The following is a 23,795-nucleotide window of genomic DNA, read 5'->3' as shown; positions in this document are numbered from 1 at the left end:
AGCCATGCCGCCGGCCGTGCCGCGGCCCGCACCACCGGCCGCGCGGGCGGCCCGACGGCCGGCCACGGCGCCGGCCACCCGCCCGCCCACCGCGCCCCGGCCGTCTCCGTGGTGCACACCGAGGCACCCCGCTCCGACGAGCACGACCACACCGCGCTGCGTGCCGCGCTCGCCGCCGCCACCGACGACCGGATCATCTACGACCTCGACGGCATCGGCCGCCAGTACGCCGCGCTGATCGCCGAACTGCCCGGCGTGGCCGTCCGGTTCGCGATGAAGGCCTGCCCGGTGGACGAGGTGCTGGACCACCTCGCCGCCCTCGGCTCGGGCTTCGACGCGGCCGGCCCGCAGGAGATCGCGCAGGCGTTGCGCACCGGCGTGCCGCCCGAGCTGATCCACTACGGCAACACCGTCAAGTCCGACCGCAACATCGCCGAGGCCCACCGGCTGGGCGTGCGGGACTTCGCCACCGACAGCCTGGAGGACGTCGCGGCGATCGCCGAACACGCGCCCGGCGCACGGGTGTTCTGCCGGATCGCGACCACCGGCGAGGGCGCGCTGTGGGGCCTGAGCCACAAGTTCGGCTGCTCGCCCGAGGACGCGCTGCGGGTGCTCGGCGAGGCCCGCGACGCCGGGCTCGTGCCGTCCGGGCTGTCGGTGCACGTCGGCTCGCAGCAGATGACCGCCGAGGCCTGGGGCGCCGCCGTGGAGTCGCTGGCCGCCGTACTGGAGGCGCTCAACTGGCGCGGCATCACCCCGACCCGGATCAACCTCGGCGGCGGACTGCCCGCCCTCGGCGTCCTCGACCGCGGCGGACGTCCGCTCGACCCGCCGCTGGACAAGATGTTCGCGGTGATCCGCGAGGGCATGGAGCGGCTGCGCGCCGTCAACGCCGGGCCGCTGGAGTTCCTGCTGGAGCCCGGACGCCACCTGGTCGCCGACCACGGCGCGATCCGCGCGCACGTCTCCCGGCTCACCTCCCGCCACCGCCCCGACGGCACCCGGGAGGACTGGCTCTACCTCAGCTGCGGCAAGTTCAACGGCCTGTACGAGATGGACCAGCTCCAGTACCGGCTGGAGTTCCCCACCCACCCGGGCGGTCAGTTCGTCAACGCCGTGGTGGCCGGCCCGACCTGCGACAGCGACGACGCGTACGCGCAGGACGGCGGCCTGGTGCGCGTCCCGCGCGCGATCGGCTCCGGCGAACCGGTGTGGGTCCACTCCTGCGGCGCGTACGCCACCGCCTACGCCACCCGGGGGTTCAACGGCTTCGCGCCGCTGCCGTACAGCTGCATCGGCGGGCACCGCAACGGAGGAGACACATGAGCGAGTACCGCATCCGGCTGCTCCAGGAGGAGGACTGGGACGCCGTGGTCGCGCTGGAGGAGCGCGCCTACGCCGCCAGCGGCCTGTCCGAGGGCCGCGAGGCGCTCAAGTCCCGGCACCGGGCCTCGCCGGACACCTGCTTCGTGCTGGAGCACCCGGGCGGCCTCGGCGGCTACCTGCTAGCCCTGCCGTACCCGCTGTTCCGCTGCCCGGACCTCAGCCGCAGCGAGGACGGGGCCGGTGCGGGCGAGCGGCCGACCAACATGCACGCCCACGACCTGGTGATCTCCGAGGAACTACGCGGCCGGGGCCTGTCCCTGCGGCTGCTGCGGCACCTGGAGGAGACCGCCCGGACGGCCGGCTACCGCACCGCCTCGCTGGTCGCCGTCCGCGGCTCGCACGTGCTGTGGACGCCGCTGGGCTACCGCGCCCGGCCCGAGATCGACCTGCCCGAGAGCTACGGCACCCGGGCGGTCTACATGGCGATGCCGCTGGAGCCCGTCCCGGTCCGGCCGCTGCCGCACTCCACCGACCAGCGCCCCGGGCCGTACTCCACGGAGCCGGTCCCCGGGCCGTACTCCAGAGCCGAAGTGGGCTGATACCGATGTCCCCCGTTCGCGACGACTTCCGCCGGTCCCAAGTGGCCATCGGAGCGCTGTTCTTCGTCCTCGGATTCCAGTACGCGACCTGGGTCTCCCGGGTGCCCGCGCTCAAGGCCCGGCTCGATCTGGGCGAGGCCCAGATCGGCCTGCTGCTGATGACCTGCGGAATCGGCGCGGCGGTGTCCTTCCCCCTGGTCGCGGTGCTGACGCGGCGGCTCGGCTCCCGCCTGCTCTCGGTGCTGTCCGCGCTCGCCCTCGGCGTGGTCCTGCTCGCGCTGTCGGTGGTGCCGAACTACCCGGTGACGCTGCTGGTGCTGTTCTTCGACGGCATCGCGGTCGGCTGCCTGAACGTCGCGATGAACGCCCAGGGCGCCGCGCTGGAGGCCCGCTTCGAGCGGACCACGATGTCCAGGCTGCACGCCACCTTCAGCGCCGGCTCGCTGCTCGCCGCACTGCTGGCCTCGGGCGTCACGTCGGTCACCGGCACCCTGGCGGCCCACTTCGGGGTGGCCGCCGCGCTGCTCGCGGTGCTGGTCGCGGCCGCCCGGCCGGGGCTGCTGGCGGACCGGCCGGACGAGACCTCCGAACCGCAGCAGCAGGAGGAGGAGAAGAAGAAGCAGCGCCGCGGCTTCGTGCTGCCGACCGTGGCGACCCTCTGGATGGGTCTGGCGATGGTGTTCGGCACCGTCACCGAGGGCGCCATGAACGACTGGTCGGCGCTCTACCTCAAGGACTACGTGCAGGCCGGCGCCGGGCTCGCCCCGATGGGCATCGCGGTGGTCTCGGTGATGATGGTCTGCGCCCGGATCTTCGCCGACGGCTGGCGCACCCGCTTCGGCGACGGTCGGATCGTGCGCACCGGCAGCCTGCTGGCCGCCCTCGGACTCGCCCTGGCCCTGGCGGTCGGCGGCGTCGTCCCGACCCTGCTCGGCTTCGCCTGCGTCGGCCTCGGCGTGGCCGCGGTGACCCCGTGCGTCTACGTCGCCGCCGCCCGGCAGGGCGCGGACGCCCTCTCGCTGGTCGCCGCCATGGGTACCACCGGCCTGCTGGCCGGCCCCGCCGTGATCGGCTTCATCGCCGGCGCCACCAGCCTGCTCTGGGGCATGGCCGCCGTCGCCGCCTCGGCGGCCGTCGTCTCGCTCTGCGCCACCCGGATCGGCTGGCCAGGCCCACAGACCCCGGCGTCCGCCGCCGACCCCGGACTCGCCGCCGATCCGACGTGAGGCCGACCCGACCTGAGGCCGATCCGACCTGAAGCCGATCCGACCTGAGGCCGGCCCCGCACCCCCGTCCGGGCCCTCGCACCCCCGTCGCGAGGGCCCGGGCGGGTTCTCCTTCTTCCGGACCCCGTCAGCTCCCGGCCGGCACGTCCGCGCCGCCGGTGGCCATGTGGCGGGCGAGCCTGGCGCGCAGCTCGGTGAGGCGGGCGATCTCGGCGTCGAGGGCGGCGAGTCGGGCGTGGACGACGGGTGCGTAGGTGTCGGGGCCGGGGGAGCCGGAGCAGCGTACCGGCGGGTCCTGCTGGAGCAGGTCGAGGCGGTGGGCGCGGCTGGCCAGGTCGTCCACCGTCAGCCCCAGGGCGAGGAGTCGGCGGATCACCCGGACCCGGGCGACCTCGGCCGGGCCGTACTCGCGCTGTCCCGAGGCGGAGCGGGCGGGCGGGTGGAGCAGACCGCGCTCCTCGTAGAAGCGCAGCGCCCTGGGTGTGGTGCCCGCCGCTGCCGCCGCGTCCCCGATCCGCATGCCCGCTCCCTGGTCGTCAGAGTTCCACGATCGTCGTCCCGAAGGTGTTCCCGGTGAACAGTCCGGTCAACGCTTCGGCGGCCCGGTCGATGCCCGCCACCGGTGTCCGGGGAATGGCGATCTTCCCGGCGCGCAGCCAGCCGGCCAGGCGCTCCCGCCACTCGGCCTCCAGGTCCGGGTGGTCGAGCCCGGTGTGGCCGCGCAGGGTCAGGCCGAGGGTGACGACCCGGAAGGCGTCGACCACGGACGGCGCGTCCCCGCCCGGGCGCTCCGGTGCGAGCTGACCCGCCAGCGCGCCGACCAGGGCGAACCGGGCGCCGCGCCGGGCCGCGTCCACGGCGGCGGTCAGCTGCTCGCCGCCGACGAGGTCCAGCACGACGTCGACGCCGTCCGGAGCGGCCTCGGCCAGCTGCTCGGCGAACGGGCGCTCGCCGGGCACCAGCACCGCGTCGTAGCCGAGTTCGGTGGTCAGCCGCTTCGCCTTGGCGGGCGAGCGGGTGGTGCCGATCACCCGGGCGGCGCCGAGCAGCCGGGCGACCTGCCCGGCCACCGTGCCGACCGCGCCCGCCGCACCGGTCACCAACACCACGTCGCCCCGGCGCACCCCGGCGGAGCGGGTCAGCCCGCCGTAGCCGGCCGAGGCGGTGGAGACCAGGGCGAGCGGGTCCGGGAAGTCCGACGGCACGGGGGTGAACCGCGCGGCCTCGGCGAGCGCGTGGCTCCGCCAGCCGTACAGGTGGGTGACCAGGTCGCCCGGGCGCAGCGGCCCGTCCTCCGGTGCGGCCAGCACCTCGGCGAGGGCGGGCCCGAACAGGGCGTCCCCCGGGGCGATGCGCGACAGCGGCAGGCCGGAGCCCGCGCCGCCGATCAGCGTGCGCAGGCCGGAGAAGACCAGGAAGGCCCGGTTGCGGACGAGCACCTCCCCGGGGCCGGGGGCCGCCAGCGGCTCCTCGGCCACGGCGAAGTCCCCGGGCGTGGGCAGCCCGACCGGTGCGGCGGACAGCCGGACGACGCGGGCGGTGGTGGGCAGGGCCATGGCGGCACTCCTCGGAGCAGGGGGAGGCGGCACTCGGCGGCGCCGCGGGACGCCGGACGGTAACCCCTGCCGCTTGCGTCAGGGGCAAGTCGTACGGGTGCGGCGGTGTCTGACGGGGCGTGGGGGACGCGGGTCTTCTAGAGTCGCGTGCGGTACGACCGTACGGCCGAAGTGCGGATGTACGACCGTGAGCCGCACCGAGAGGAACGAGCAGCATGACCGAGCAGGCCCCCGAGCCCTTCGAGCCCGTCGACGAGGACTGGCAGACCGCGCTGGCGATCGTGGCCCACCCCGATGACATGGAGTACGGCGGGGCCGCGGCCGTCGCCCGCTGGACCTCGCAGGGCAAGAAGGTCGTCTACGCGATGGTCACCAGCGGCGAGGCGGGCATCGACTCGCTGGACCCGGCCGAGTGCGGCCCGCTGCGGGAGGCCGAGCAGGTCGCCTCGGCGCGCGTGGTCGGCGTCGACACCGTCGAGTTCCTCGGCTACCCGGACGGCGTGGTGGAGTACGGGCTGCCGCTGCGCCGGGACATCGCCCGGGTGGTGCGCAGACACCGGCCGGACATCGTGATCACCAGCAACTTCCGGGACACCTACGGAGGGGTGTTCCTCAACCAGGCCGACCACATCGCGGTCGGCCGGGCCACCCTGGACGGGGTCCGGGACGCCGGGAACCGCTGGGTGTTCCGCGAACTGCTGGCCGAGGGCCACGAGCCGTGGAACGGCGTGCGGCAGATCTGGGCGGCGGCCTCGCCGGAGGCGAAGCACGCGGTGGACACCACCGAGCACTTCGACCGGGGCGTCGCCTCGCTGGAGGAGCACAAGGCGTACCTGGCCGGGCTGGGCGGGGCGATGGCGGAGCCGCGGGAGTTCCTGGAGGGCGCCAGCCGGGGCGCGGGCACCCGGCTCGGGACGCGCTTCGCGGTGCCGTTCGAGGTGTTCCCGCTGCGTTGACCGGCTGCGTTGACCGGCTGCGCAGGCCCGCTGTGCAGGCCCGCTGCGTTGACCCGCTGTGCTGACCGGCGGCCGGCGTCGACCCGCGGCTACTCGGACCCGGCGTCGGTGCCCGTGCGGCGCCGGCGCCGGCGCCGCAGCACGTGCCGGAGCAGGAAGGCGGCGACCAGGACGCCCAGCCCGACCGCGAACCAGACCTGGTAGCGCAGCGCCGTGCGGTACACGGTGCCGATGTTGGCCCCGGCGACGTAGCCGAGGGTGCCCCAGACCGCCGTCCACAGCACCGCGCCCAGCAGGTTGAACGGCCAGAACCGGCGCCAGGGCATCTCCGTGGTCCCGGCGATGATCCCGTTGTACTGGCGCAGCCCGTCCACGAAGCGGGCGACCGTGACCACCTGGCCGCCGTGCCGGGCGAAGAAGCCGTCCGCGCGCTCCATCCGGGCCGGGGTGAGCAGCACGTAGCGGCCCCAGCGGTGGACGAAGGCCCGCCCGCCGGTGCGGCCGATCAGGTAGCCGAGGCTGTTGCCGAGCGTGGCGGCGCCGGCCGCGATCACCAGCACGGTGGCGAAGTCCAGGTGCCCGGTGCCGGCGTACACCGAGGCCAGCACCAGGATGGTCTGCCCGGGCACCGGGATGCCGCAGTTGTCCAGCAGCACGAGCAATGCCACCGCGAGGTACCCGTAGTGGTCCAGCAGTGGCGCGAGCCCGGCGAGTGCCCCGGGCAGGGGAGTCGTGGGAGCGGACACCGCTCCTCACCACCTCGCGCGGGGCGGGGTGGCGGGGGCTTCGGTCAGCGGTTCGCCTTGCGGGGTTCGATGTTGCAGTCGGGGCCGGGGTAGATCAGGCCCTCGTGGCCGTCCTCGAACCGGACCACGTACGGCGGCTCTCCGTCGACGCCGCGCACCTCGACGATCTCGCCCTTCTGGTCCGTCATGCCCACCGACCTGCTGTGGATGTGGAGCTGGTCGCCTACCGATGCGTGCATGGTCTGCTCCCTCGGGTCGTGTGCCCGGCCGCCTCCACGGCCGTTCCCGCTATCCACTGTGCTGCGGGTGGGGCGAGCTCGCAACGCCTCGGGCGGACGGGACGCGCTGGGACGCTCCGGGACGCGCCGGCGCCGCGGGGCCGGGCGTCAGCGGGCGGCGGACTGTTGCGCGAGGTAGCCGCGGACCAACCGCTTGCACTCGGCGATCAGCGCCGGATCGCCGTCGGGGGCCTCCCGGAAGGCCAGTTTGAGCACCGCGTCGGCGGCCTCCAGGGCCACCCGCAGGGCCAGCGTGGTGGCCCTCGGGTCGCCCGCCCGGAAGAGTTCGCCGCCGAGTGCCTGGAGCCGCAGCGCGACGGCGGTGTTGTTGTCCACACCCGCGTCCAGCAGGTGCAGGTCGTCCTGGACGCCGGAGGGGACGGCCGGACCCGCCAGGCCGAAGTCCAGCTGGCCGAAGCCCGGCACCGCGCGCTTCATCGCCACGAACTCCTCCACGGCGAGGTCGGTGAAGACGGCCGGGCCGACCGGGGCGGCGGCGGCCAGCCGGGCGTCCAGGCGCTGGAGGTACCGGTCGAGGTTGCGGGTGGCGAGCGCGGCCAGCAGGTCCTCCTTGCCGGCGAAGAACTGGTAGAGGGTGCCGATCGGCACCTGGGCGCGCTGGGCGACCTCCTTGGTGGTGAGCGCGGTCGCCCCGACCTCGTCCAGCAGCCCGGCGCAGGCGTCCAGGATGCGGCCGTACCGCTCCAGGCTGCGCTGCTGGACCGGACGGCGCCTGACCGGCCCCGGGACGGGGTGACTCCTGTCGCTCATGACCTCACTGTGCCGCATCCGTCGTGACGGCGGCGAATCCCCGGGGCGCGGACGGCCCGGAGTTCCCGGTGGGGCGGGAGTCGAGTCGTGGCCGGAGCTGAACGGCACGGTGGCGGGAAGGTGTCCACGAGCCGGCATCGGCCTTGTCGTGGACGCGATGACGGGTTCATACTCCTGAGGCGGACTACCTTGCGTGATCAACGCATTCCTCTTCGTGGTGATCGCGATTCAGCCGTGGCGGCCGAGACGCCCGTGACGGACGCTCCCCCGCCACCCGAGGTCTGGACGGACCCGTGTGCCCCCACTGCCCGCGCCACGCCCCGTGGCGCCACGTCTCTGTGTGTGCCCGCCCGACGGAAGGAGGGGATCGGTTCGGTGACGCTGTCCTCCGGAGGGCGTGAGGCCCTCGACACCGAGCACCGCCGCCAGTTCCTGGAATCCGGGTACCTGGTCCTGCCCGGCCTGCTGCCGGAAGCACTGCGCGAACGGCTCGCCCCCGAGGTCGACCGATGGGTGGACGAGGGCCTGCGGGCCCGGTCGATCGCCGCGTGCGCCGACCCCTTACGCCTCGGACCACCCCCGCTGCTGGAACTGGAACTGCCCGCCCACGGCGAGCTCCTCACCCACCCGCCGCTGCTGCGCACCCTGACCCGCCTGCTCGGGCCGGACTTCGTCTTCCACCACCTGCACAGCGACCGCCAGGACCCGGGGATCCCGGGCAAGGCCTGGCACCACGACTGCGAGCCCAACGACCGCTCCGACCCGTCGCTGCTGATGGTTCACACACTGCACTACCTCGGCGGACTGGACGAGAAGGTCGGCAGCCTGGCGGTGCTGCCCGGCTCGCACCTGCGCGCCGCCGGCAAGTCCGCCCTCGCCCACCACGGCACCGCGGAACTGCCCGGCGAGGTGGTCATCGACCGGCTGCCGCCCGGCACGACGGTGCTGCTCAACTCGGCGCTGTTCCACACCCGCAGGCCGGCGCCCGAGGGCCCGGGCCACCCCCGGTACTTCGTCGACGCCTCCTACTGCCAGGTGGGGGCGCGCTGGCGCCCGGTGAAGCCGTACTGGCGGCAGATGCTCGCCCGGGCCCGCGAACTGGACCTGGCCGACGGCCAGTGGCCCGAGCTGTTCGCCGAGCGGCACTTCACCGAGTACCCGGGCGGCGAGCGCGCCGGCACGGGGTACGCGGGCGGTGGCGAGCGCGCCGGCACGGAGTACGCGGGCGGCGGCGACCACGCTCGCACCGAGTGCACGCGTGGCGACCACGCTCGCACCGAGTTCACCGGAACCGTCTGAGGAGCACTGCCGTGGAGATCGTCACCGCCGTCGCCTTCCCCGAGGTCCACGACGCCTACCTGCGGGACCACCCGGTGGAGCGGGCCCACGAGGCGAACAGCAACATGTACGGCGAGGAGAACCTCGAACGTGCCGACCGCATCCCCGGCGGCTGGTGGCGGATCCGGCTCTCCCGGGCGGACGTCCTGAACGTCGTGCTGCCCTGGCACCTCAGCGAGGGCGGGGAGCTCGAGATGGTGCCGCGCTCCGGGCTGACGGTGGCCGAGGCGGCCGAGCGGGTCCGCCTCGGCGGAGCCGCCTGGACCGCCGCCAACCCGGTCTGCGCGGCGAAGCTGCGGCTGCTGCGGTGGGCGCCGTTCACGCCCCTCTTCCTCAGCACCGCCCCCGTCGACCACTCCGACTACGGGGACCTCGCGGTCCGGTCGGGGCTGATCCACCTCGACGGCCTGCACCGCATGCTGGCCTGGGAGTTGGCCGGGCGGCTGCCCGAGCGGGCGCTGCTCGACGGCTACCTGGTGGGCGACCCGGAGGTGGTCGCCGGGCCCGCCCCGGCGGGCCGGACGGGCCGGACGGAGGACGAATCGGCGTGACCTCCGCGACGCAGCACCTCCCGTCCGCGTCCTGCGGCCGCTCGGCCGACCCCGTCCGCCGCGCCCGTTCACTGCCCGAGCTGCTCGCGCACCTCGCCCGGGCCCACCCCGACCGGCCCGCCCTGGGCGACGGGGTCCGCAGCTTCGACTACCGCACGGTCGACGCCGCGGCCGACCGGATCGCCGCCCGGCTGGCCGCCGCCGGCACCGGCCGGGGTGACCGGGTCGCCCTGGTCGGCCCCCGGGACGCCCGGATGCTGGTGCTGCTGCACGGGGTGCTGCGCTCGGGCGCGGTGGCCGTGCTGGCCGACCCGGACTGGTCGGCGGCCGACCTGGCCCGGCGGCTGGCGTCCGTCCGGGTGGCCCGGGTGCTGGCCACCGAGGGCGGGCTCGACGGAGAGGTGGTGGACGTCGACGCGGGGACGGTGGCGGACGTCGCGGCCGGGGAGGCGGCGGACAGCGGGAAGGCCGCGGAGGCAGGGGCGCCGTCGGCGCCCGCTTCGGCGGCCCCCGAGGTGCGGGGTGAGGACCTCGCGTACCTCTCCTTCACCTCCGGGTCGAGCGGCGAACCCAAGGCGGTGGCCGTCACCCACGCCAACGCCGTGCACTACGCCCGGGCGCTCGCCGGGCGACTCGACCTCACCGAGGCCGACGCGCCGTGCGCCGCGCACGTCACCACCCTGGCCGCCGACCTCGGCCACACCGCCTGGCTGCTCGCCCTGGCCACCGGCGGCTCGGTGCACCTCGTGCCGGACCGTGAGGTCCGGGACCCGGAGGCCTTCTGGGCCTCGCTGCGGCGGGCCCGGGTGGATGTGCTGAAGACCACCCCCTCGCACCTGACCGCCCTGCTGGAGGGCCGTCCGGTCGACTCCCCGCCGCTGCACACCGTGCTGCTCGGCGGCGAGCCGCTGCCCCGCCCGCTGGCCGCCGCCCTGCTCGACGGCGGCACCACCGCGCGGCTGGCCAACCACTACGGCCCGACCGAGACCACCGTCGGCGCCACCTGCCTGCTCGTCACCTCCGCCCGTCAACTGCCCACCGAGGAGCCGACCGTACCGATCGGCACCGGGATCGGCGAGGTGCTGCTGACCGTGGTGGACGCTGCCGGCCGGGCGGTGCCGGACGGCTCGGTGGGCGAACTGCTCATCGGCGGCCGGGGGGTGACCGCCGGGTACGACGGACGGCCGGCCGAGACCGCGCGCGGCTTCGTCCGGCACGACGGCCGACTCGTCTACCGCACCGGTGACCTGTGTCGCCGGCGGGCGGACGGAAACCTGGTCTTCCTGGGTCGGGTGGACCGCCAGGTGAAGATCCGCGGCTACCGGGTGGACCTCGCCGAGGTCGAGCGGGCCATGGACGGTCACCCGGGCGTCGCCCGCTCGGCGGCGCTGCTGCGGGAGACCTCGCTCGGCAACCAACTGATCGGCGTCGTCAGCCTGTCGGAAACCTCGGCGGGGCCGGCGGGGGAGGAGGGCCTGGAGAGCCTGCGGGTGCACCTGCGGGACCGGCTGCCCGGCTACTCCGTGCCGCAGCCGATCCTGGTGCTGCCGCGGTTCCCGGTCGGGCCGAACGGCAAGCTCGACCGGCAGCGGCTGGCCGAGCTGGCGGCCGACCTGGTCGAGGCCCGGGCGGAGTCCAGCGGCACGGCCGGGAGCGGCCCGGCCGGGGAGATCGCCCGGTTCTGGGCGGGCGCCCTCGGCCTGCCCACGGTCGGGCCGCGCACCGACGTGCTCAGCCTCGGCGGGGACTCCATCCTCGCCATGCGCACCATCGCCTTCCTGCGGCGCTCCGGACTGCGGGTCGCCTACGAGGACTTCTACCGGCACCCGACGGCCGAGGGCCTGGCGGCGGCGGCCGTCCCCGTGGCGCCGTCCGTCCCGGTCCCGCGCGGTGACGCCGGCCGGCGCCGACTCGCCCCGGCGCAGCGCTGGTTGTATCGGCAGCGGTCGCTGCGGGAGCCGCGGCAATGGAACCAGTCGGTGCTGCTGCGCTGCCGCACCGCCATCGACCCGGAGGCGCTCTCGGCGGCCGTCCCGGCCGTCCTGGAGCGGCACCCGGCGCTGCGCCGGCCGGTCACCCCGGACGGCTGCGGCGAGCTCCGGGCGGTGGCCGGGCTCGACCCGGTCTCCTTCTCCCGGATCCCGTGCGCGGCCGGGGAGATCGCCGACACCGTCGCCGGGGTCTGTACCGAGCTCCACCGCAGCCTCGACCCGTCGGCCGGCCGGCTGCTGCGCGCCCACCTGTTCACCGGTCCGCCCGGGACGGACGACCGGCTCGCGCTGATCGCGCACCATCTGGTGGTCGACGGACTGTCCTGGCGGATCCTGCTGGACGACCTGGCGCACGCGTACCGGGCGGTGCTCGACCGGAAGCCGGCCGACCTGCCGCCGACCGCGGACTTCTACGCCTGGGCGGCGGGTTCGTCTCCCGCGGTCTCGTCTCCCGCGGACCCGTCTCCCGGGGGCGAGCCGGTGCCGGAGGAGACCGCCGTCGGAGAGACCGCAGCCGAGGAGCTCCAGGAGCCCGGTGCGCTCAGCTGGGCGCTCGACCCGGAGGCCACCGCCCGGCTGATCGCCCGGCACGGCGCCGGGGCCGGGCTGGAGGCCGTACTGCTGGCCGCCTTCGCCGGGGCCGTCACCGCCGATCGCGGTCGGTCCCGGCTTGCCGTGGAGGTCGAGACCCACGGCCGGGACACGGCCGGTGACGAGGGTGAATTCCTGGACACCGTCGGCTGGTTCACCGCCGTCAAGCACATCGGGCTGGACGCCGGGGCCACCCCGGACACCGTGGCGCGGCGGCTGCGCGAGGCGCCCGTCCGGCCGATGGACGCACTCGGCGAACGGCCCGTCGTCGGCTTCAACTTCCTCGGCACCTTCCGGCTGCCCGAGGAGCCCGCGCTGGACTGGACGGTCGCCGCCGAACAGGCCGGCACGGCCCGCTGCGCCGGGGGCGACCCGCTGTACGAACTGCGCCTCACCGCACGGGTGGTGGAACAGCGGCTGGTCGCCGACCTGGTGTACGGCCGGCCCGGCCTGCCGCACCCCGCCGCCGAGCGGATCACCGCGCGGTTCGCCGGGGCCGTGGCGGCCGAGGCCCGGGAACCGGAGGCCGCGCCGCCCGTCCGGTCGCGGCTGTCCACCTCCGGCCAGCTGCTGCACCCCGGCGTCGCCCCGGCCGCCCGGGCGAGGGTGCGTGAACCCGCCAGGGTGCTGCTCACCGGCGCCACCGGCTACCTCGGGCGGCACCTGCTGGCGGACTTCCTCCGGCGCGGTGCCGAGGTCACCTGCCTGGTGCGGGCGGGGGACGACGCCGAGGCGCTGAAGCGGCTCGGTGCCGGGGCGGCCGGCCCCGCCCGCGCGCTCGCCGGGGACATCGATCGGGACGGCCTCGGCCTCTCCCCGGCCGCCCGGGAACTCGCCCGGGGCGCCCACCTGGTGGTGCACGCGGCCGCGGACGTCCGGCTGGTGGCCTCGCCCGACGACCTGGAGCGCACCAACCACACGGCGGTGCGGCGGCTGCTCGACTGGGTCGGGGAGAACGCGCCCGACGCCCGGGTCCACCACGTCTCCACGCTCGCCGTCTCCGGCGGCGTCGACGGCCCGCAGCGCCGGTTCAGCGAGGCGGACCTGGAGATCGGCCAGCACTTCCGCACCCCGTACGAGCGGACCAAGTACCGGGCCGAGCAGGCCGTCCGGGCCTGGGCCGCCCGTGGACACGCCGCCTATCTGCACCGCAGCGGCCACATCGCGGCGCACAGCAGGACCGGCGCCTTCCAGGCCAACGCCGGCGACAACCGGATCTACCAGCTGATCCGCGGCTACCTGCTGGCCGGCGCCGCGCCGAGCCGGCCGGACACCGCCTTCGCGTTCTCGTACGTGGACACGGTGGCCGCCGGGATCGCCGCGATCGCCCTCGACCCGTACGCCGCGCCCGGCGCGTACCACGTGGAGACGCCGCACTCCGTTCCGCACGACGAACTGGTGCGGTGGCTGTCCGGGCACGGCCACCGGGTGCGGCTCACCGACGAGGAGGGCTTCGCGGCGGCCCTGGCCCGGGCCGAGCGCCGCCATCCGACGGCCGCCCGGGTGGCCGCCGCGTGGGCGGCGCAGGAGGAGCGCCGGGTGGTGGTGGACAGCGCGTACACGACCGCGGTGCTCGACCGGCTGGGCGTGCGCTTCGCCGCGCCGACCCCGCAGTGGTGGTCGGCCGCGCTCACCTGGGCCGCCGAGGCCGGCTACCTGCCGCCCGTCGGCCCGAGCCCGGCCGATCGTGACGACATGAGTGATGTCGCCCGCGACCGGATCCGTGACGTCGCCGGTGACGACATCGGTGAAGACATCCCCGAAGGCAGGACCAACTCGTGAAGGCAGGCCCCGTGTCCCAGCTCTCCCCGGCGCTCAAGCAGGCCACCCCGGTCGTCGCCGTACGCGGCGAAGGACTCCACCTCTACGACGCCGACGGACGCCGCCACCTCGACTTCACCTCCGGCGTCGGCGTGACCAGCACCGGCCACTGTCACCCGAAGGTGGTCGAGGCCGTCCGGGAACAGGCCGGCCGGCTGATCCACGGGCAGTACACCACCGTGCTGCACGACCAGCTCCTCACGCTCACCGAGCGGCTCGGCGAGGTGCTGCCGTCCGGCCTGGACTCGCTGTTCTACGCCACCGCCGGCACCGAGGCGGTGGAGGCCGCGCTGCGGCTCGCCCGGCACGCCACCGGGCGGCAGAACGTGATCGTCTTCGAGGGCTCCTTCCACGGCCGGACCATGGGCGCGGCCTCGCTCACCACGGCCGGCACCCGGTTCCGGGCCGGCATCGGCCCGCTGATGCCCGGGGTCGCGGTGGCGCCCTTCCCGGCCGCGTTCCGGCTGGGCCTGTCCGAGGACGAGGCGGTGGCGTACGCCCTGCGCGGGCTGGACGAGGTGCTCGCCACCGTCTCCGCTCCCGCCGAGACGGCCGCCATGTTCGTCGAGCCGGTGCTCGGCGAGGGCGGCTACGTCCCCGCTCCGCCCGGTTTCCTGGCCGGTCTGCGCGAGCGGGCCGACCGGCACGGCATCCTGCTGGTGGTGGACGAGGTGCAGACCGGCTTCGGCCGCACCGGCCGGTTCTGGGCCCACGAGCACGAGAGCGCCCATCCGCACGGGGCCGGCTTGCGCCCCGATGTCCTGATCACCGCGAAGGGGCTGGCCAGCGGCTTCCCGCTGTCCGCGATCGCCGCGCCGGCCGAGTTGATGGGGCGCGCCTGGCCGGGCTCGCAGGGTGGCACCTACGGCGGGAACCCGGTGGCCTGCGCCGCCGCCCTGGCGACCCTGGACGTGCTGCGCGAGGAGCGGCTGGTCGAGAACGCGGCCGAGCAGGGCGCCCGGCTGCTGGCCGGGTTGCGGGAGGTGGCCGCCGGGACGCCCGGGATCGCCGACGTCCGCGGGCTCGGACTGATGGCCGCCAGCGAGTTCTGCCGTCCCGACGGCACGCCGGACCCGGACGCGGCCCGGCGCGCCCAGCAGAGCGCGGCCGAGCACGGGCTGCTGCTGTTGCTGTGCGGGATCCACCTCAATGTCGTCCGGATGATCCCGGCGCTGGTCGTCACGGCCGAACAGATCGACGAGGGCCTGGAGTTGTGGGCGAAGGCCGCCTCGGCCGGCGGCCGGTAGGGAAAGGAGAGGACATGGACGCGGTGACCGAAATCGGCTGGAGCAGCCTGGAGTTGGATGCCCGGCGGGAGCTCTGGTCGCTCCCGCTGGGGGAACGGGAGCGGCGGCTGCTCTGGGCCGACGCGCGGGCCGGGCGGTGGGACGCGGCCGAGGAGGTGCGGGCCCGACTGCGGGAGTTCGTCCGCAACGCCGCCGACTCGGTCGGCGTCACCCATGTGAGCGGGCTGGTGGATCCGGCCCACCCGGAACAGGAGATCACCGAGGTACTCTCCTTCCTGCTGGGCGACTTCGGCCGGATCGTCCCGCAGAACGGGCGCGGCGACCTCACCTCGGTGCTGCACGACCAGGACGGCGACGGCAACACCGAACTCGGCTTCCACTGCGACACCTGCGACCTGCTGGTCCTGCTCTGCCTGCGGCCCGCCTTCGACGGCGGCGGGCTGACCAAGCTGGCCAGCGCCCGGCACGTGCACGACCTGATCGAGCGGGAGCGGCCGGACGCGCTGGCCACGCTCCGCGAGAACTGGACCTTCGAGCGCAGCGGCCGGGCCGGTCCGCAGGTGGTGGTCACCCCCATCCTGTACGACCGCAAGGACGGGACGATCGGCTGTTACTACCAGACCCGCACCGTCCGTTCCTCCCCCGACCGCGGCGGGCCGGAACTGACGGACCGTCAGTGGGAGGCGCTCGGCGTGCTGGACGAGGTGCTCTACCGGCCGGAGATCGCCTTCGGGCTGCCGATGGCCGCCGGCGACCTGCTGATCATCCGCAACAGCCGGGTGCTGCACGGGCGTTCGCCGTTCGTCGACGAGCCAGGGCCGTACGCCCGGCGGATGCTGCGGGTCTGGGTGAACGAGGGGGAGGAGTGGGCGCCGTGACCACTGGAGCCGTGACCACCGGAGGAGACCCCGGCGCGGTGACCGCACCGCACGGCCGGGTGGCGATCGTCACCGGCGGGGGCAGCGGGCTCGGCCGGGCCTCGGCGCTGGCCCTGCTGGCGGCCGGCTGGACCGTGGCCGTCGCCGGGCGCCGCAAGGACGCGCTGGAGGAGACCGCGGCCCTGGCCGGCCCGGCCGCCGACCGGGTGCTGCCCGTTCCGACCGACATCCGCAGCCCGGAGGAGGTCGCCCGGCTCTTCGACGCCGTCGTCGACCGGTACGGCCGGCTGGACCTGCTGTTCAACAACGCGGGGGCCGCCGCCCCGCGCCGGCCGATCACGGAGACCCCGTTCGAGGACTGGAACCGGGTGCTGGACACCATCGTCACCGGCGGCTTCCTCTGCGCCCGCGAGGCCTTCCGGGTGATGAGCAGCCAGTCCCCGCAAGGCGGGCGGATCATCAACAACGGCGCGCCCTCGGCCTACGTCCCGCGCCCCGACTCGATCGCCTACACCGCCGCCAAGCACGCCGTCCTCGGCCTCACCAAGGTGCTCGCCCTGGACGGCCGGCCGTACGGCATCTCCTGCGGGCAGATCGACGTCGGCAACGTCACCCCGGTGGACGGCGGCCCGCAGCCGGCCGCGATGCAGGCCGACCGGACCATGGCCGTCGAGGCGACCATCCCGGTGGAGCGCTTCACCGAGGCGCTGCTGCTGATGGCCTCGCAGCCGCCGGACACCACCATCCAGTCCCTGGTGGTGCTGCCGACCACCATGCCGTTCGTCGGAAGGGGCTGAGCCGTGCTGGTCAGCGCGCGCTCCTTCGCGGAGTACCGGGCGATGTTCACGCTGGGCGACCGGGACCTGGAGCGGCGCATCCTGGACTGCCCCGCCGGCGCGGCGAGCTTCGTCGCCGAGGCCGGGCGGCGCGGCATCGACGCCGTCGCCGCCGACCGCCAGTACGCCGAGCACCGCGAGGAGCTGGGCCTGCTGGTAGAGCGGGAGACCGCGTTCAAACGCGAGCGGCTGGCGAAGGAGACGGCCGGCTTCGTCCACACCTGGTACGCCGACGCGGACGACATGATCCGCCGGTGGACCGCCAACGCCCGCACCTTCCGCGCCGACATCGCCGCCCGTCCGGAGCGCTACGTGGCCGGCTCGCTGCCCCGACTCCCCTTCGCCGACGACTCCTTCGACCTGGTGCTCAGCTCGCACCTGCTGTTCTCGTACGGCAACCGGCTGGACGAGGACTTCCACCGGGCGGCCCTGCTGGAGCTCGCCCGGGTGGCGCGCCGGGAGGTCCGGATCTTCCCGCTGGTGGTGTACGACACGGGAGCGCCCTACGAGGGGCTGGCGGCGCTGCGCGAGGAGCTGGCGCGGATCGGCGTCCCCAGCCGGGTGGAGCGGGTGGCCTACGAGTTCCAGCCGGGGGCCGACGAGATGCTGGTGCTCTCCACCGCCGGCCACCGGGCGCCGGCCCGGACCGCGCCGGTGCGGTCCGGACCGGGCACGGCGGGGGCCGTGGACCCGGTGCGGTGGCGTCACCGGGAGCCGGGCGCCTGAGCGGCCTGTCGGGGCGGGCACGGCGGCGGTGCCGTGACCGCCCCGACAGTGCTGCGGGAGCGGTCAGTTGACGAAGACCGCCGGACCGCCGGCCTGGCTGGTGTCGCTGACCGGGCCGTACGTCGCGGAGAAGTACCCGTCGGCCGGGCAGAGCGTCGAGCCGCCGCTCTTGGCGAAGTGCTCGGTGCGGAAGGCCAGGCTGTGCGCGGCGTTGTCGGCGCTGCCGGTGAACGCGCCGCTCAGCTGGTAGGAGCAGGTGATGGTGCCGAACCAGGTGTCCAGCACGGCGGTGGCCTGGATCGTCCCGGCGGACCCGCCGGTGAGGGTGACCGGCAGGCCGGGCGCGTCGGAGACGGTCACGCCGTACGGCAGGTTGCCGACCGTCAGGCTGCGCACCGAGGTGACTCCGGTGACGTTGGCGGTGCACGAGCCGAAGGTCAGCCCGGTCAGCGACGCGGTCGCGCTGCCCGGCGCCGCCGGGTTGCTCAGCACCGAGGCCGAGAGCTGCGAGGTGGCGCAGGTGACGCCGGTGGTGCTGGTCGCGGTCGAGTAGAAGGTGGCCTTGGTGCCGGTGGCGAGCGGCACGGCCAGCGCGTCGCCCACGGCGACGGCGCTGCCGCCCGCGCTCCCGGTGGTGAGCACCGGACCGGCGGAGAGGGGTTGCGGCGACGCGGAGGCGGGGGCGGCGGCCAGCGCGCCGGCCGCACAGACGGCGGCGGCGGTGACGGCGAGGTGACGGCTGAAGCGCATGGGAAAACCTCTTCCTCGGTGAGGGGCGAGAAGACGTCCTCTCGCGGCTCCCCCGAGCGGTGGGGACCGGGGAGCGCGCGGCGTTTCCGGGTCCATAGGGTCCAGCCGTGACCGGGTGCCGTCAAGGCGATGGGACGAACTTGCTGACTTTTCGTCAACAAGCCGCGCCGTGGCCCGGCCGCGCGGCGGAGCCGCCGCCTGCGCGGAACCCGCCCCTGAGGCGGATCACGGCCTTCGCCACCGGCGCCGTCGGGGAGCTCTCCGGCCGGGCGGGGAGCCACCGGCCGCCGTCGGTCTAACCTCGACGGTATGGACGCGTTCGAACACCCGGGCGGACGGGCCGCCGTTCCGCCGGGGGAGGAGCTGGAAGCCCTGGTGCGGCTGCTGGACCGGCGCGGCACGGTGGTGCTCAGCGGGGCCGGGCTGTCCACGGAGTCCGGCATCCCCGACTATCGTGGCGCCACCGGCCGGCGCCGCAGCGGCACCCCGATGACGTACCAGGAATTCACCGGCAGCGCGGACGCGCGGCGCCGCTACTGGGCCCGCAGCCACACCGGCTGGCCCGCGATCGCCGGGGCCCGGCCCAATGCCGGGCACCACGCCGTGGAACGGCTGCGCCGGGCCGGGCACGTCGCGGCGGTCATCACCCAGAACGTGGACGGCCTCCACCATGCGGCCGGCACCCGGGAGGCCGTCGAACTGCACGGCGGACTCCGCCGGGTGGTCTGCCTCGGCTGCCGCCGCACCAGCACCAGGGCCGAGCTGGACCGGCGGCTGGACGAGCTCAACCGGGGCTTCCGGTCGGCCCGGGCGGAGCTGCGGCCCGACGGCGACGCCCAGCTGCCGCAGCCCGTGGTGGACGGTTTCCGGGTCGCCGCCTGCACGGACTGCGGCGGAGTGCTCAAGCCCGACGTGGTCTTCTTCGGCGAGAACGTTCCGGCGCCCCGGGTCGAGCACTGCTATGAACTGGTCGACGCGGCAAGCTCGTTGGTGGTCCTCGGCTCCTCCCTGGCGGTCCTTTCCGGGCTGCGCTTCGTCCGCCGCGCCGCCCGAGCGCGGCTGCCGGTCGCGATCGTCAACCAGGGGCCGACGCGCGGCGACGAACTCGCGGCGCTCCGGCTCGACCTGCCGCTCGGGCAGGCCATGACGGAGGTCGCCCGGCTGCTCGACGCGGCCTGACCGGCCCGTACGGGCGGCGCGGCCCGTTCGGCGCGCTCAGCCGGCCGGCAGGGCGGGCCGACCCGGCACCCACAGCGGCACCCGGCCGCCGCGCGGCATGGAACGCGCCGCGTCCTGCTCCAGCCACCCGCCCACCCGGTCCGGATCGCCCTCGCAGAGCTCCACCAGCGCGGCCGCGGCGATCCGGGTGCAGCACAGCACCAGCGCCAGGGTGTCCTGGCGGCGGTGCCGCTCCCGGACGTACGCCTCGCCGCGCTCCTCGATCCGGCGGGCGTGGCACGGCCCGTCCTCGGTGGTCAGCGCCTGGACGCCGTGCCACACCATGGTCAGCGCGCACGGCTCGGCCGGGTGCGAGGCGCCCTCCCGCTGCGCCTGCTCACGGGTCTCCGCCGAGCGCTGCCCCAGCCACTCCAGCGCCGCCGGCCCGTCCTCCCGGCAGGAGCGCAGCACCAGCTCGGCGGCCCGGGCCACCACGGCCCGCAGGACCGCCGGGGCGGGCACCCGCAGCCCGGACGCGGGTCCGTCACCGAACGCCAGCCAGGCATCGGCGAACGAGGCCGCCCGCAGTCCGCCCACCCAGGCCGGCACCCCGGCCTCCGTGCTCAGCCAGTCCTGGGCCCCCAGCCGCACCAGCCCCACGGCCGCCAGGCGCGCCGCGTCCCCGTCCAGCTCCCGCAGCCATCCACTCCGCACCAGTACACCCCCGTCAGCGGTTTCATCCCCGTGAGGCCTCATCCCACCACACCAGGACGGGAACGAACTAGACAGGGTCACGTCACAAATTGGAACCGGTCCTTCCGGACGGTTTCCGGCGGGGGTGGTTGCGGGCTGCGGGGTGGACGGCGGGTTGGTGGGGCTGGGTCGCGAGATGGTCGGCCGTGTGGGCCGGTGCCGGGTGTCGCCGGCGGGTCGGTTGCGCGAGGGGCCGGGTCGGGCCGAGTCGGGGTGTGCGGCGGGATTCGGCCAAGTGTGCGGGGCCGGCCGTGGTGGGGTGTTTGGGGTGTGGGCGGCGGGTGGGGTGGGCAGGGACACGTCAGGACCCGGGCGGCTGTGCGGACGCCCGGTGCGTCGGGACGGGGCCGGAGGCGGCCCGTCGTCAGTGTGCCGCTCGCGGCACCCGCGCCCGGGCACCACCGGACGGGGCGGAGGCAGGGCACGGGGCAGGGCGCCGGACACGCCACCGGGCACCGCCGCGGAGGGTCCGCGAGGGTGCCCGGTGTCGTTCGAGCGCTGTCCGCCGTGCCGTGAAATCGGCTGCGGGCCGGGGCTGTTCAGCCCACGGCGACCCCGTCGGCCGCCAGGCCGGCCGCGTCGCCGACGGCCTCCAGCGCCTCCACCGCGGAGGCGGCGCAGCCCACCAGCTCCACGGCGTGGAAGCCGACCTCGGGCCCGATCCGGGCGGATCCGCCGGGCGGGTCCCGGAAGACGGGGGCATCGGCGGGGAGCAGCTCCGCGCGGAGCAGGCCCGCCAGGCCGGCCCGGCCGCTCAGGTTGAGCTTCCGGTAGATGCGCGTCAGGTGCTGCTCCACCGTGCTGACGGTGATCCAGAGCTTGTCGCTGATCTCCCGGTTGCTGTCGCCCTGTGCGGCCAGCCTCGCCACCCGGAGCTCGGCCCGGCTGAGGCCGGTGAGCACCGAACACGCCGCCGCGCCGCCCGCGACGGTCGTCGGCGCCGGTCTCAGCAGGAGCGCCGCCTCGCCGTCGTCGTTCGAGAGGGCGAGACGTGAGACGCCGTCGTGCGGGACGGCGACGCGCGCGCCGTCGTCGTCGTGCGGGACCTTGTGCGGTACCGCGACGTGTGGGACGTCGTCGCGCGGCCCGTCGTCCGCGGGGAGTCCGCCGCCGTCCCGGGGACCGTCCTCGTCGCCGAGGCCGGCACCGGTGTGCCGGTCGGTGCCGAGGTGTGCCGCCCCGCCCGGGCGCGGCTCCTCGTCGCGCCCGGACCCGTCGCCGTGGCCGGACCGCTCGTGCTCGGCCGCGGCGACGAACCCGGTCCGGACCCGGCGCGACCCGGCCTCCGCCCGGGCCGCTGACGCGGCCTCCGTCCGGAGGGGTTCGAGCCGGTCGTCGGACGCCCGCAGGCCGTCGACCGCCCGGGGTGGCAGGGCGGGCTCCTCCCGGCCCCGGCCCCCGTCGTGGTCGGCCAGGATGCGGAGCAGGACGCCGCGGGCGCGGTCGTCCAGCGACGGCTCCTCCAGCCGACTGGCCGCCAGGTCCCGGGCGGCCTCCGGATCGCCGGCCTGGAAGGTGGCCTCGACCAGACTGGCGGTCAGCGGGATGAGCGCGGAGATGTCCAACTGCCAGACCCTGAGCCGTCGGGCGCAGGTCCGGAGGTCGTCGAGCGCCTCCGAGGTCCGACCGGCCGCCAGGGCGAGACGGCCCCGGGCGTGCAGGTAGCGGATGCCCATCACGGTCTCGAACATGGCGCTCGGGACCTCCCGGCCGGCCTCCTTGGCGGCGTCGTCCGTCCGGCCCAGCGCGAGGTGGGCCTGGATGAGCACCGACAGCGGATAGCCGATCGACACCCCCCAGTTCTCCTCGCCCGCCAAGGAGAGGGCGTCCGAGGCCAGTTCGGCGGCGGTGCCGGGGTCGCCGTCGCGCAGGCAGACGTCGGCGCGGGCCGCCTTGAGCTGGGCCAGCCAGGTGGTCGCACCCCGCCGGGTGGCGTGGCCGATCAGTTCGTCGCACCAGAGCAGTGCCCGGCCGGTCTGGTCTCCGTCGGCGAGGGCGAGGATCGCCGTGGTGATCGCCTCCAGCGGCATCTCGTCCACCCGGCAGGAGGACAGGACGCGTTCGGCGAGCGAGGCGCTCGCCGCGTCGCCGCCCCGGGACCAGGCCCGGGAGAAGACGTCGATCGCCTCCGCCGCCGTGGGCGGGCGGGCGCCCCCGGTCGTGGGGCCGCAGAGCTCGTCGAGGTTCCAGGACCGGGTGAAGGAGGGGCCGAAGAACCAGTGGAAGACGTGCAGGAGTTCGGCGCCGTCCTCGTGTCCGAGGGTGAGGTCCGCGTGCTTGGCCTCCGCGAGGACGGCGGAGACGATGGTGAGGTCGCCCCGCCACAGCAGGGCGCGGATCAGCGTGACGACGTCCCGGCCGGTGAGCTTTCCCTCCACCAGGGCCTCGCGCAGCGCCGTGGTGTGCGGGGCGACCGCGCTGGGGTTGGTCTGCCAGGTGGAGCGGACGTACGTGCGCAGGGTGGCCAGGTGCTGGTCGTCGTTGGCCGCGGCCAGCGCCAGGTTGAGGTAGAGGTGTGCGGTCGAGGTCTTCCCCGAGGCCAGCTCCTGCTCCGCGGCGTCGGTGAGGATCGGCACGGTCCAGTCGCCGCCGGCCTCGCCCGCGGCGACGATCTGGGCGGCGATGTCCGTGGTGGCCATGCCCAGTTCGCGCCGGAGCCTGGTGGCCCGGGTGTACAGCGCCGTCCGCTCCTCGGGGGAGAGCGAGGCCAGGACGGCGGCCGCGACGTTCGGGTGGCGGAGCTCGTCGCCGTTGGCCAGGCCGGCGTTGGTGAGGATCTCCAACGCCTGCCCGACGCACTGCCGGTCGAGGTCGAGCAGCCGGCCGAGCAGCGCCGGGGAGGCGTGCTCGCGCAGGACGGCCATGCCGCTGGCGACCGAGAGGATCTGCGGCTCCCAGCGGTAGAGGCAGGCCAGTACGGCCATTTCGAACGACCGGCCGACGTGAGGGGCGTCGTCGGGCCGGGCCCGGCCGTGGCCGGCGTCGAAGTGGTTGTCCTCGATCAGCGCGTGGACCAGGATCGGGTTGCCCCCGCTCAGCCGGTGGACGGCCGGGGCGAGTCGTGGCTCGATCGCGTGGTCCGCGGTCCGTTCGAGGATGTCGCGGATGGTGGGCTCGGACATCGGCTTGAGCTGGATCCTGCTGTGCGGCGCGCGGGTCACCTCGGCGCGGAACATCGGCAGCGTGGGCTGCGGCCGGTCCCACTCGTTGAGCACCATGAGCATGCGCTGCGGGCGCATGCGCCGCTGGAGGTACAGCAGCGCCTGGAGCGAGGCGGCGTCCGCGAAGTGCACGTCGTCGATGCCGACCACCACGGGGCGGCCGTCGCAGGCGCCCAGGAGGACGTTGCCGAGACGGCGGATCGTCTCGTTCTCCACGGCCCTCGGCCGTTCGAACCGGTGACCGGACCCCAGGTGGTCGCCGAACGCCTCCGCGACCAGGCCGGGGATCTCCGCGGCGAGTTCGCTCGGTAGTTCGGCGCAGCGCAGCAACTGCTCGACGACCCCCATGGGGAGGTCCCGCTCCGCCCGTGAACCGGTGGCCTGGAGGACCAGCGCCCCCTCTTTCGCCGCCAGTGCCGAGAAATCGTGCAGTAGTTGGGTCTTACCACTTCCCAGGGTTCCACTGACGAGGACCACCCGCCCGTTTCCGCTGGACAGTCCGTCGAATAGAGCCAGTAAATACTCCAACGCTTCAT

At 75.2% G+C, this 23,795-nt stretch carries 20 protein-coding genes; 12 read left to right on the top strand and 8 right to left on the bottom strand.

Annotation, left to right across the window (positions count from 1 at the left end):
- Positions 1 to 111: 111 nt before the first annotated feature.
- Genes ABZ449_RS19245 through ABZ449_RS19235 form a run of 3 tightly spaced genes read left to right on the top strand, consistent with a single transcriptional unit; the run spans position 112 to position 3,151 of the window.
- Complete coding sequence (locus ABZ449_RS19245) at positions 112 to 1,326, top strand: type III PLP-dependent enzyme (protein ID WP_360347198.1); 1,215 nt, start codon at positions 112 to 114, stop codon at positions 1,324 to 1,326.
- Complete coding sequence (locus ABZ449_RS19240; protein WP_360347105.1) at positions 1,323 to 1,925, top strand: GNAT family N-acetyltransferase; 603 nt, start codon at positions 1,323 to 1,325, stop codon at positions 1,923 to 1,925. Before ABZ449_RS19245 ends, ABZ449_RS19240 begins: the two co-directional genes overlap by 4 nt.
- Positions 1,926 to 1,930: 5 nt before the next feature.
- The gene (locus tag ABZ449_RS19235; protein ID WP_360347103.1) at positions 1,931 to 3,151 is read left to right on the top strand and encodes an MFS transporter; all 1,221 of its coding nucleotides are present in this window, start codon (positions 1,931 to 1,933) and stop codon (positions 3,149 to 3,151) included.
- Between the two features lie 127 nt (positions 3,152 to 3,278).
- Here ABZ449_RS19235 and ABZ449_RS19230 read toward each other — a convergent pair whose 3' ends face one another.
- Both ABZ449_RS19230 and ABZ449_RS19225 read right to left on the bottom strand, forming a co-directional pair.
- Positions 3,279 to 3,671 carry a MerR family transcriptional regulator gene (locus ABZ449_RS19230; protein WP_360347101.1) on the bottom strand — a complete coding sequence of 131 codons (393 nt, stop codon included), beginning with the start codon at positions 3,669 to 3,671 and terminating at the stop codon, positions 3,279 to 3,281.
- Positions 3,672 to 3,687: 16 nt separating this feature from the next.
- The gene (locus tag ABZ449_RS19225) at positions 3,688 to 4,707 is read right to left on the bottom strand and encodes an NADP-dependent oxidoreductase (protein ID WP_360347099.1); all 1,020 of its coding nucleotides are present in this window, start codon (positions 4,705 to 4,707) and stop codon (positions 3,688 to 3,690) included.
- Positions 4,708 to 4,922: 215 nt separating this feature from the next.
- Here ABZ449_RS19225 and ABZ449_RS19220 point away from each other — a divergent pair, with 215 nt between their 5' ends.
- Positions 4,923 to 5,663 (top strand): PIG-L deacetylase family protein, encoded by a 741-nt coding sequence (locus ABZ449_RS19220; RefSeq protein ID WP_360347097.1) that lies wholly within the window; start codon positions 4,923 to 4,925, stop codon positions 5,661 to 5,663.
- Positions 5,664 to 5,752: 89 nt separating this feature from the next.
- Here ABZ449_RS19220 and ABZ449_RS19215 read toward each other — a convergent pair whose 3' ends face one another.
- The 3 genes from ABZ449_RS19215 to ABZ449_RS19205 form a co-directional block, all read right to left on the bottom strand.
- On the bottom strand, positions 5,753 to 6,409 hold the full coding sequence (locus ABZ449_RS19215; protein WP_360347095.1) for a DedA family protein: 657 nt from the start codon (positions 6,407 to 6,409) through the stop codon (positions 5,753 to 5,755).
- 44 nt (positions 6,410 to 6,453) lie between these two features.
- Positions 6,454 to 6,648 (bottom strand): DUF1918 domain-containing protein, encoded by a 195-nt coding sequence (locus ABZ449_RS19210; RefSeq protein ID WP_360347093.1) that lies wholly within the window; start codon positions 6,646 to 6,648, stop codon positions 6,454 to 6,456.
- A gap of 147 nt (positions 6,649 to 6,795) precedes the next feature.
- Entirely contained in the window at positions 6,796 to 7,458 is a 663-nt protein-coding gene (locus tag ABZ449_RS19205; protein ID WP_360347091.1) for a TetR/AcrR family transcriptional regulator, read from the bottom strand.
- A gap of 375 nt (positions 7,459 to 7,833) precedes the next feature.
- Between ABZ449_RS19205 and ABZ449_RS19200 the strand changes: the two genes are divergently transcribed.
- Genes ABZ449_RS19200 through ABZ449_RS19170 form a run of 7 tightly spaced genes read left to right on the top strand, consistent with a single transcriptional unit; the run spans position 7,834 to position 17,437 of the window.
- Entirely contained in the window at positions 7,834 to 8,757 is a 924-nt protein-coding gene (locus ABZ449_RS19200) for a phytanoyl-CoA dioxygenase (protein ID WP_360347089.1), read from the top strand.
- Between the two features lie 11 nt (positions 8,758 to 8,768).
- Complete coding sequence (locus ABZ449_RS19195; RefSeq protein ID WP_360347087.1) at positions 8,769 to 9,347, top strand: DUF6309 family protein; 579 nt, start codon at positions 8,769 to 8,771, stop codon at positions 9,345 to 9,347.
- Positions 9,344 to 13,711, top strand: coding sequence for an AMP-binding protein (locus ABZ449_RS19190; protein ID WP_360347085.1), 4,368 nt, complete (start codon positions 9,344 to 9,346; stop codon positions 13,709 to 13,711). The genes ABZ449_RS19195 and ABZ449_RS19190 overlap by 4 nt, the downstream gene beginning before the upstream one ends.
- Before the next feature lie 11 nt (positions 13,712 to 13,722).
- Complete coding sequence (locus ABZ449_RS19185) at positions 13,723 to 14,997, top strand: aminotransferase class III-fold pyridoxal phosphate-dependent enzyme (RefSeq protein WP_360347196.1); 1,275 nt, start codon at positions 13,723 to 13,725, stop codon at positions 14,995 to 14,997.
- A gap of 14 nt (positions 14,998 to 15,011) precedes the next feature.
- The gene (locus tag ABZ449_RS19180; protein ID WP_360347083.1) at positions 15,012 to 15,875 is read left to right on the top strand and encodes a TauD/TfdA family dioxygenase; all 864 of its coding nucleotides are present in this window, start codon (positions 15,012 to 15,014) and stop codon (positions 15,873 to 15,875) included.
- A complete protein-coding gene (locus ABZ449_RS19175; RefSeq protein WP_360347081.1) occupies positions 15,872 to 16,672 on the top strand; it encodes an SDR family oxidoreductase in 801 nt (266 codons plus the stop codon). The genes ABZ449_RS19180 and ABZ449_RS19175 overlap by 4 nt, the downstream gene beginning before the upstream one ends.
- A 3-nt stretch (positions 16,673 to 16,675) precedes the next feature.
- Positions 16,676 to 17,437: a methyltransferase domain-containing protein gene (locus ABZ449_RS19170; protein WP_360347079.1), complete on the top strand. Its 762-nt coding sequence runs from the start codon at positions 16,676 to 16,678 to the stop codon at positions 17,435 to 17,437.
- A gap of 63 nt (positions 17,438 to 17,500) precedes the next feature.
- Here the strand turns inward: ABZ449_RS19170 and ABZ449_RS19165 are convergent, their stop codons facing one another.
- On the bottom strand, positions 17,501 to 18,187 hold the full coding sequence (locus tag ABZ449_RS19165; protein ID WP_360347077.1) for a Tat pathway signal sequence domain protein: 687 nt from the start codon (positions 18,185 to 18,187) through the stop codon (positions 17,501 to 17,503).
- 309 nt (positions 18,188 to 18,496) lie between these two features.
- Between ABZ449_RS19165 and ABZ449_RS19160 the strand changes: the two genes are divergently transcribed.
- The gene (locus tag ABZ449_RS19160; protein WP_360347075.1) at positions 18,497 to 19,366 is read left to right on the top strand and encodes an NAD-dependent protein deacetylase; all 870 of its coding nucleotides are present in this window, start codon (positions 18,497 to 18,499) and stop codon (positions 19,364 to 19,366) included.
- A gap of 36 nt (positions 19,367 to 19,402) precedes the next feature.
- Here ABZ449_RS19160 and ABZ449_RS19155 read toward each other — a convergent pair whose 3' ends face one another.
- Positions 19,403 to 20,059 carry a hypothetical protein gene (locus tag ABZ449_RS19155; RefSeq protein ID WP_360347073.1) on the bottom strand — a complete coding sequence of 219 codons (657 nt, stop codon included), beginning with the start codon at positions 20,057 to 20,059 and terminating at the stop codon, positions 19,403 to 19,405.
- 578 nt (positions 20,060 to 20,637) lie between these two features.
- Positions 20,638 to 23,787, bottom strand: coding sequence for an AAA family ATPase (locus ABZ449_RS19150; RefSeq protein ID WP_360347071.1), 3,150 nt, complete (start codon positions 23,785 to 23,787; stop codon positions 20,638 to 20,640).
- Positions 23,788 to 23,795: the final 8 nt, after the last annotated feature.

This window comes from Kitasatospora sp. NPDC005856 (assembly GCF_040629945.1).
Classification (GTDB): Bacteria; Actinomycetota; Actinomycetes; order Streptomycetales; family Streptomycetaceae; genus Kitasatospora.
Note: the sequence above shows the minus strand (reverse complement) of the source record. Positions and strands in the feature narration are given on the sequence as shown.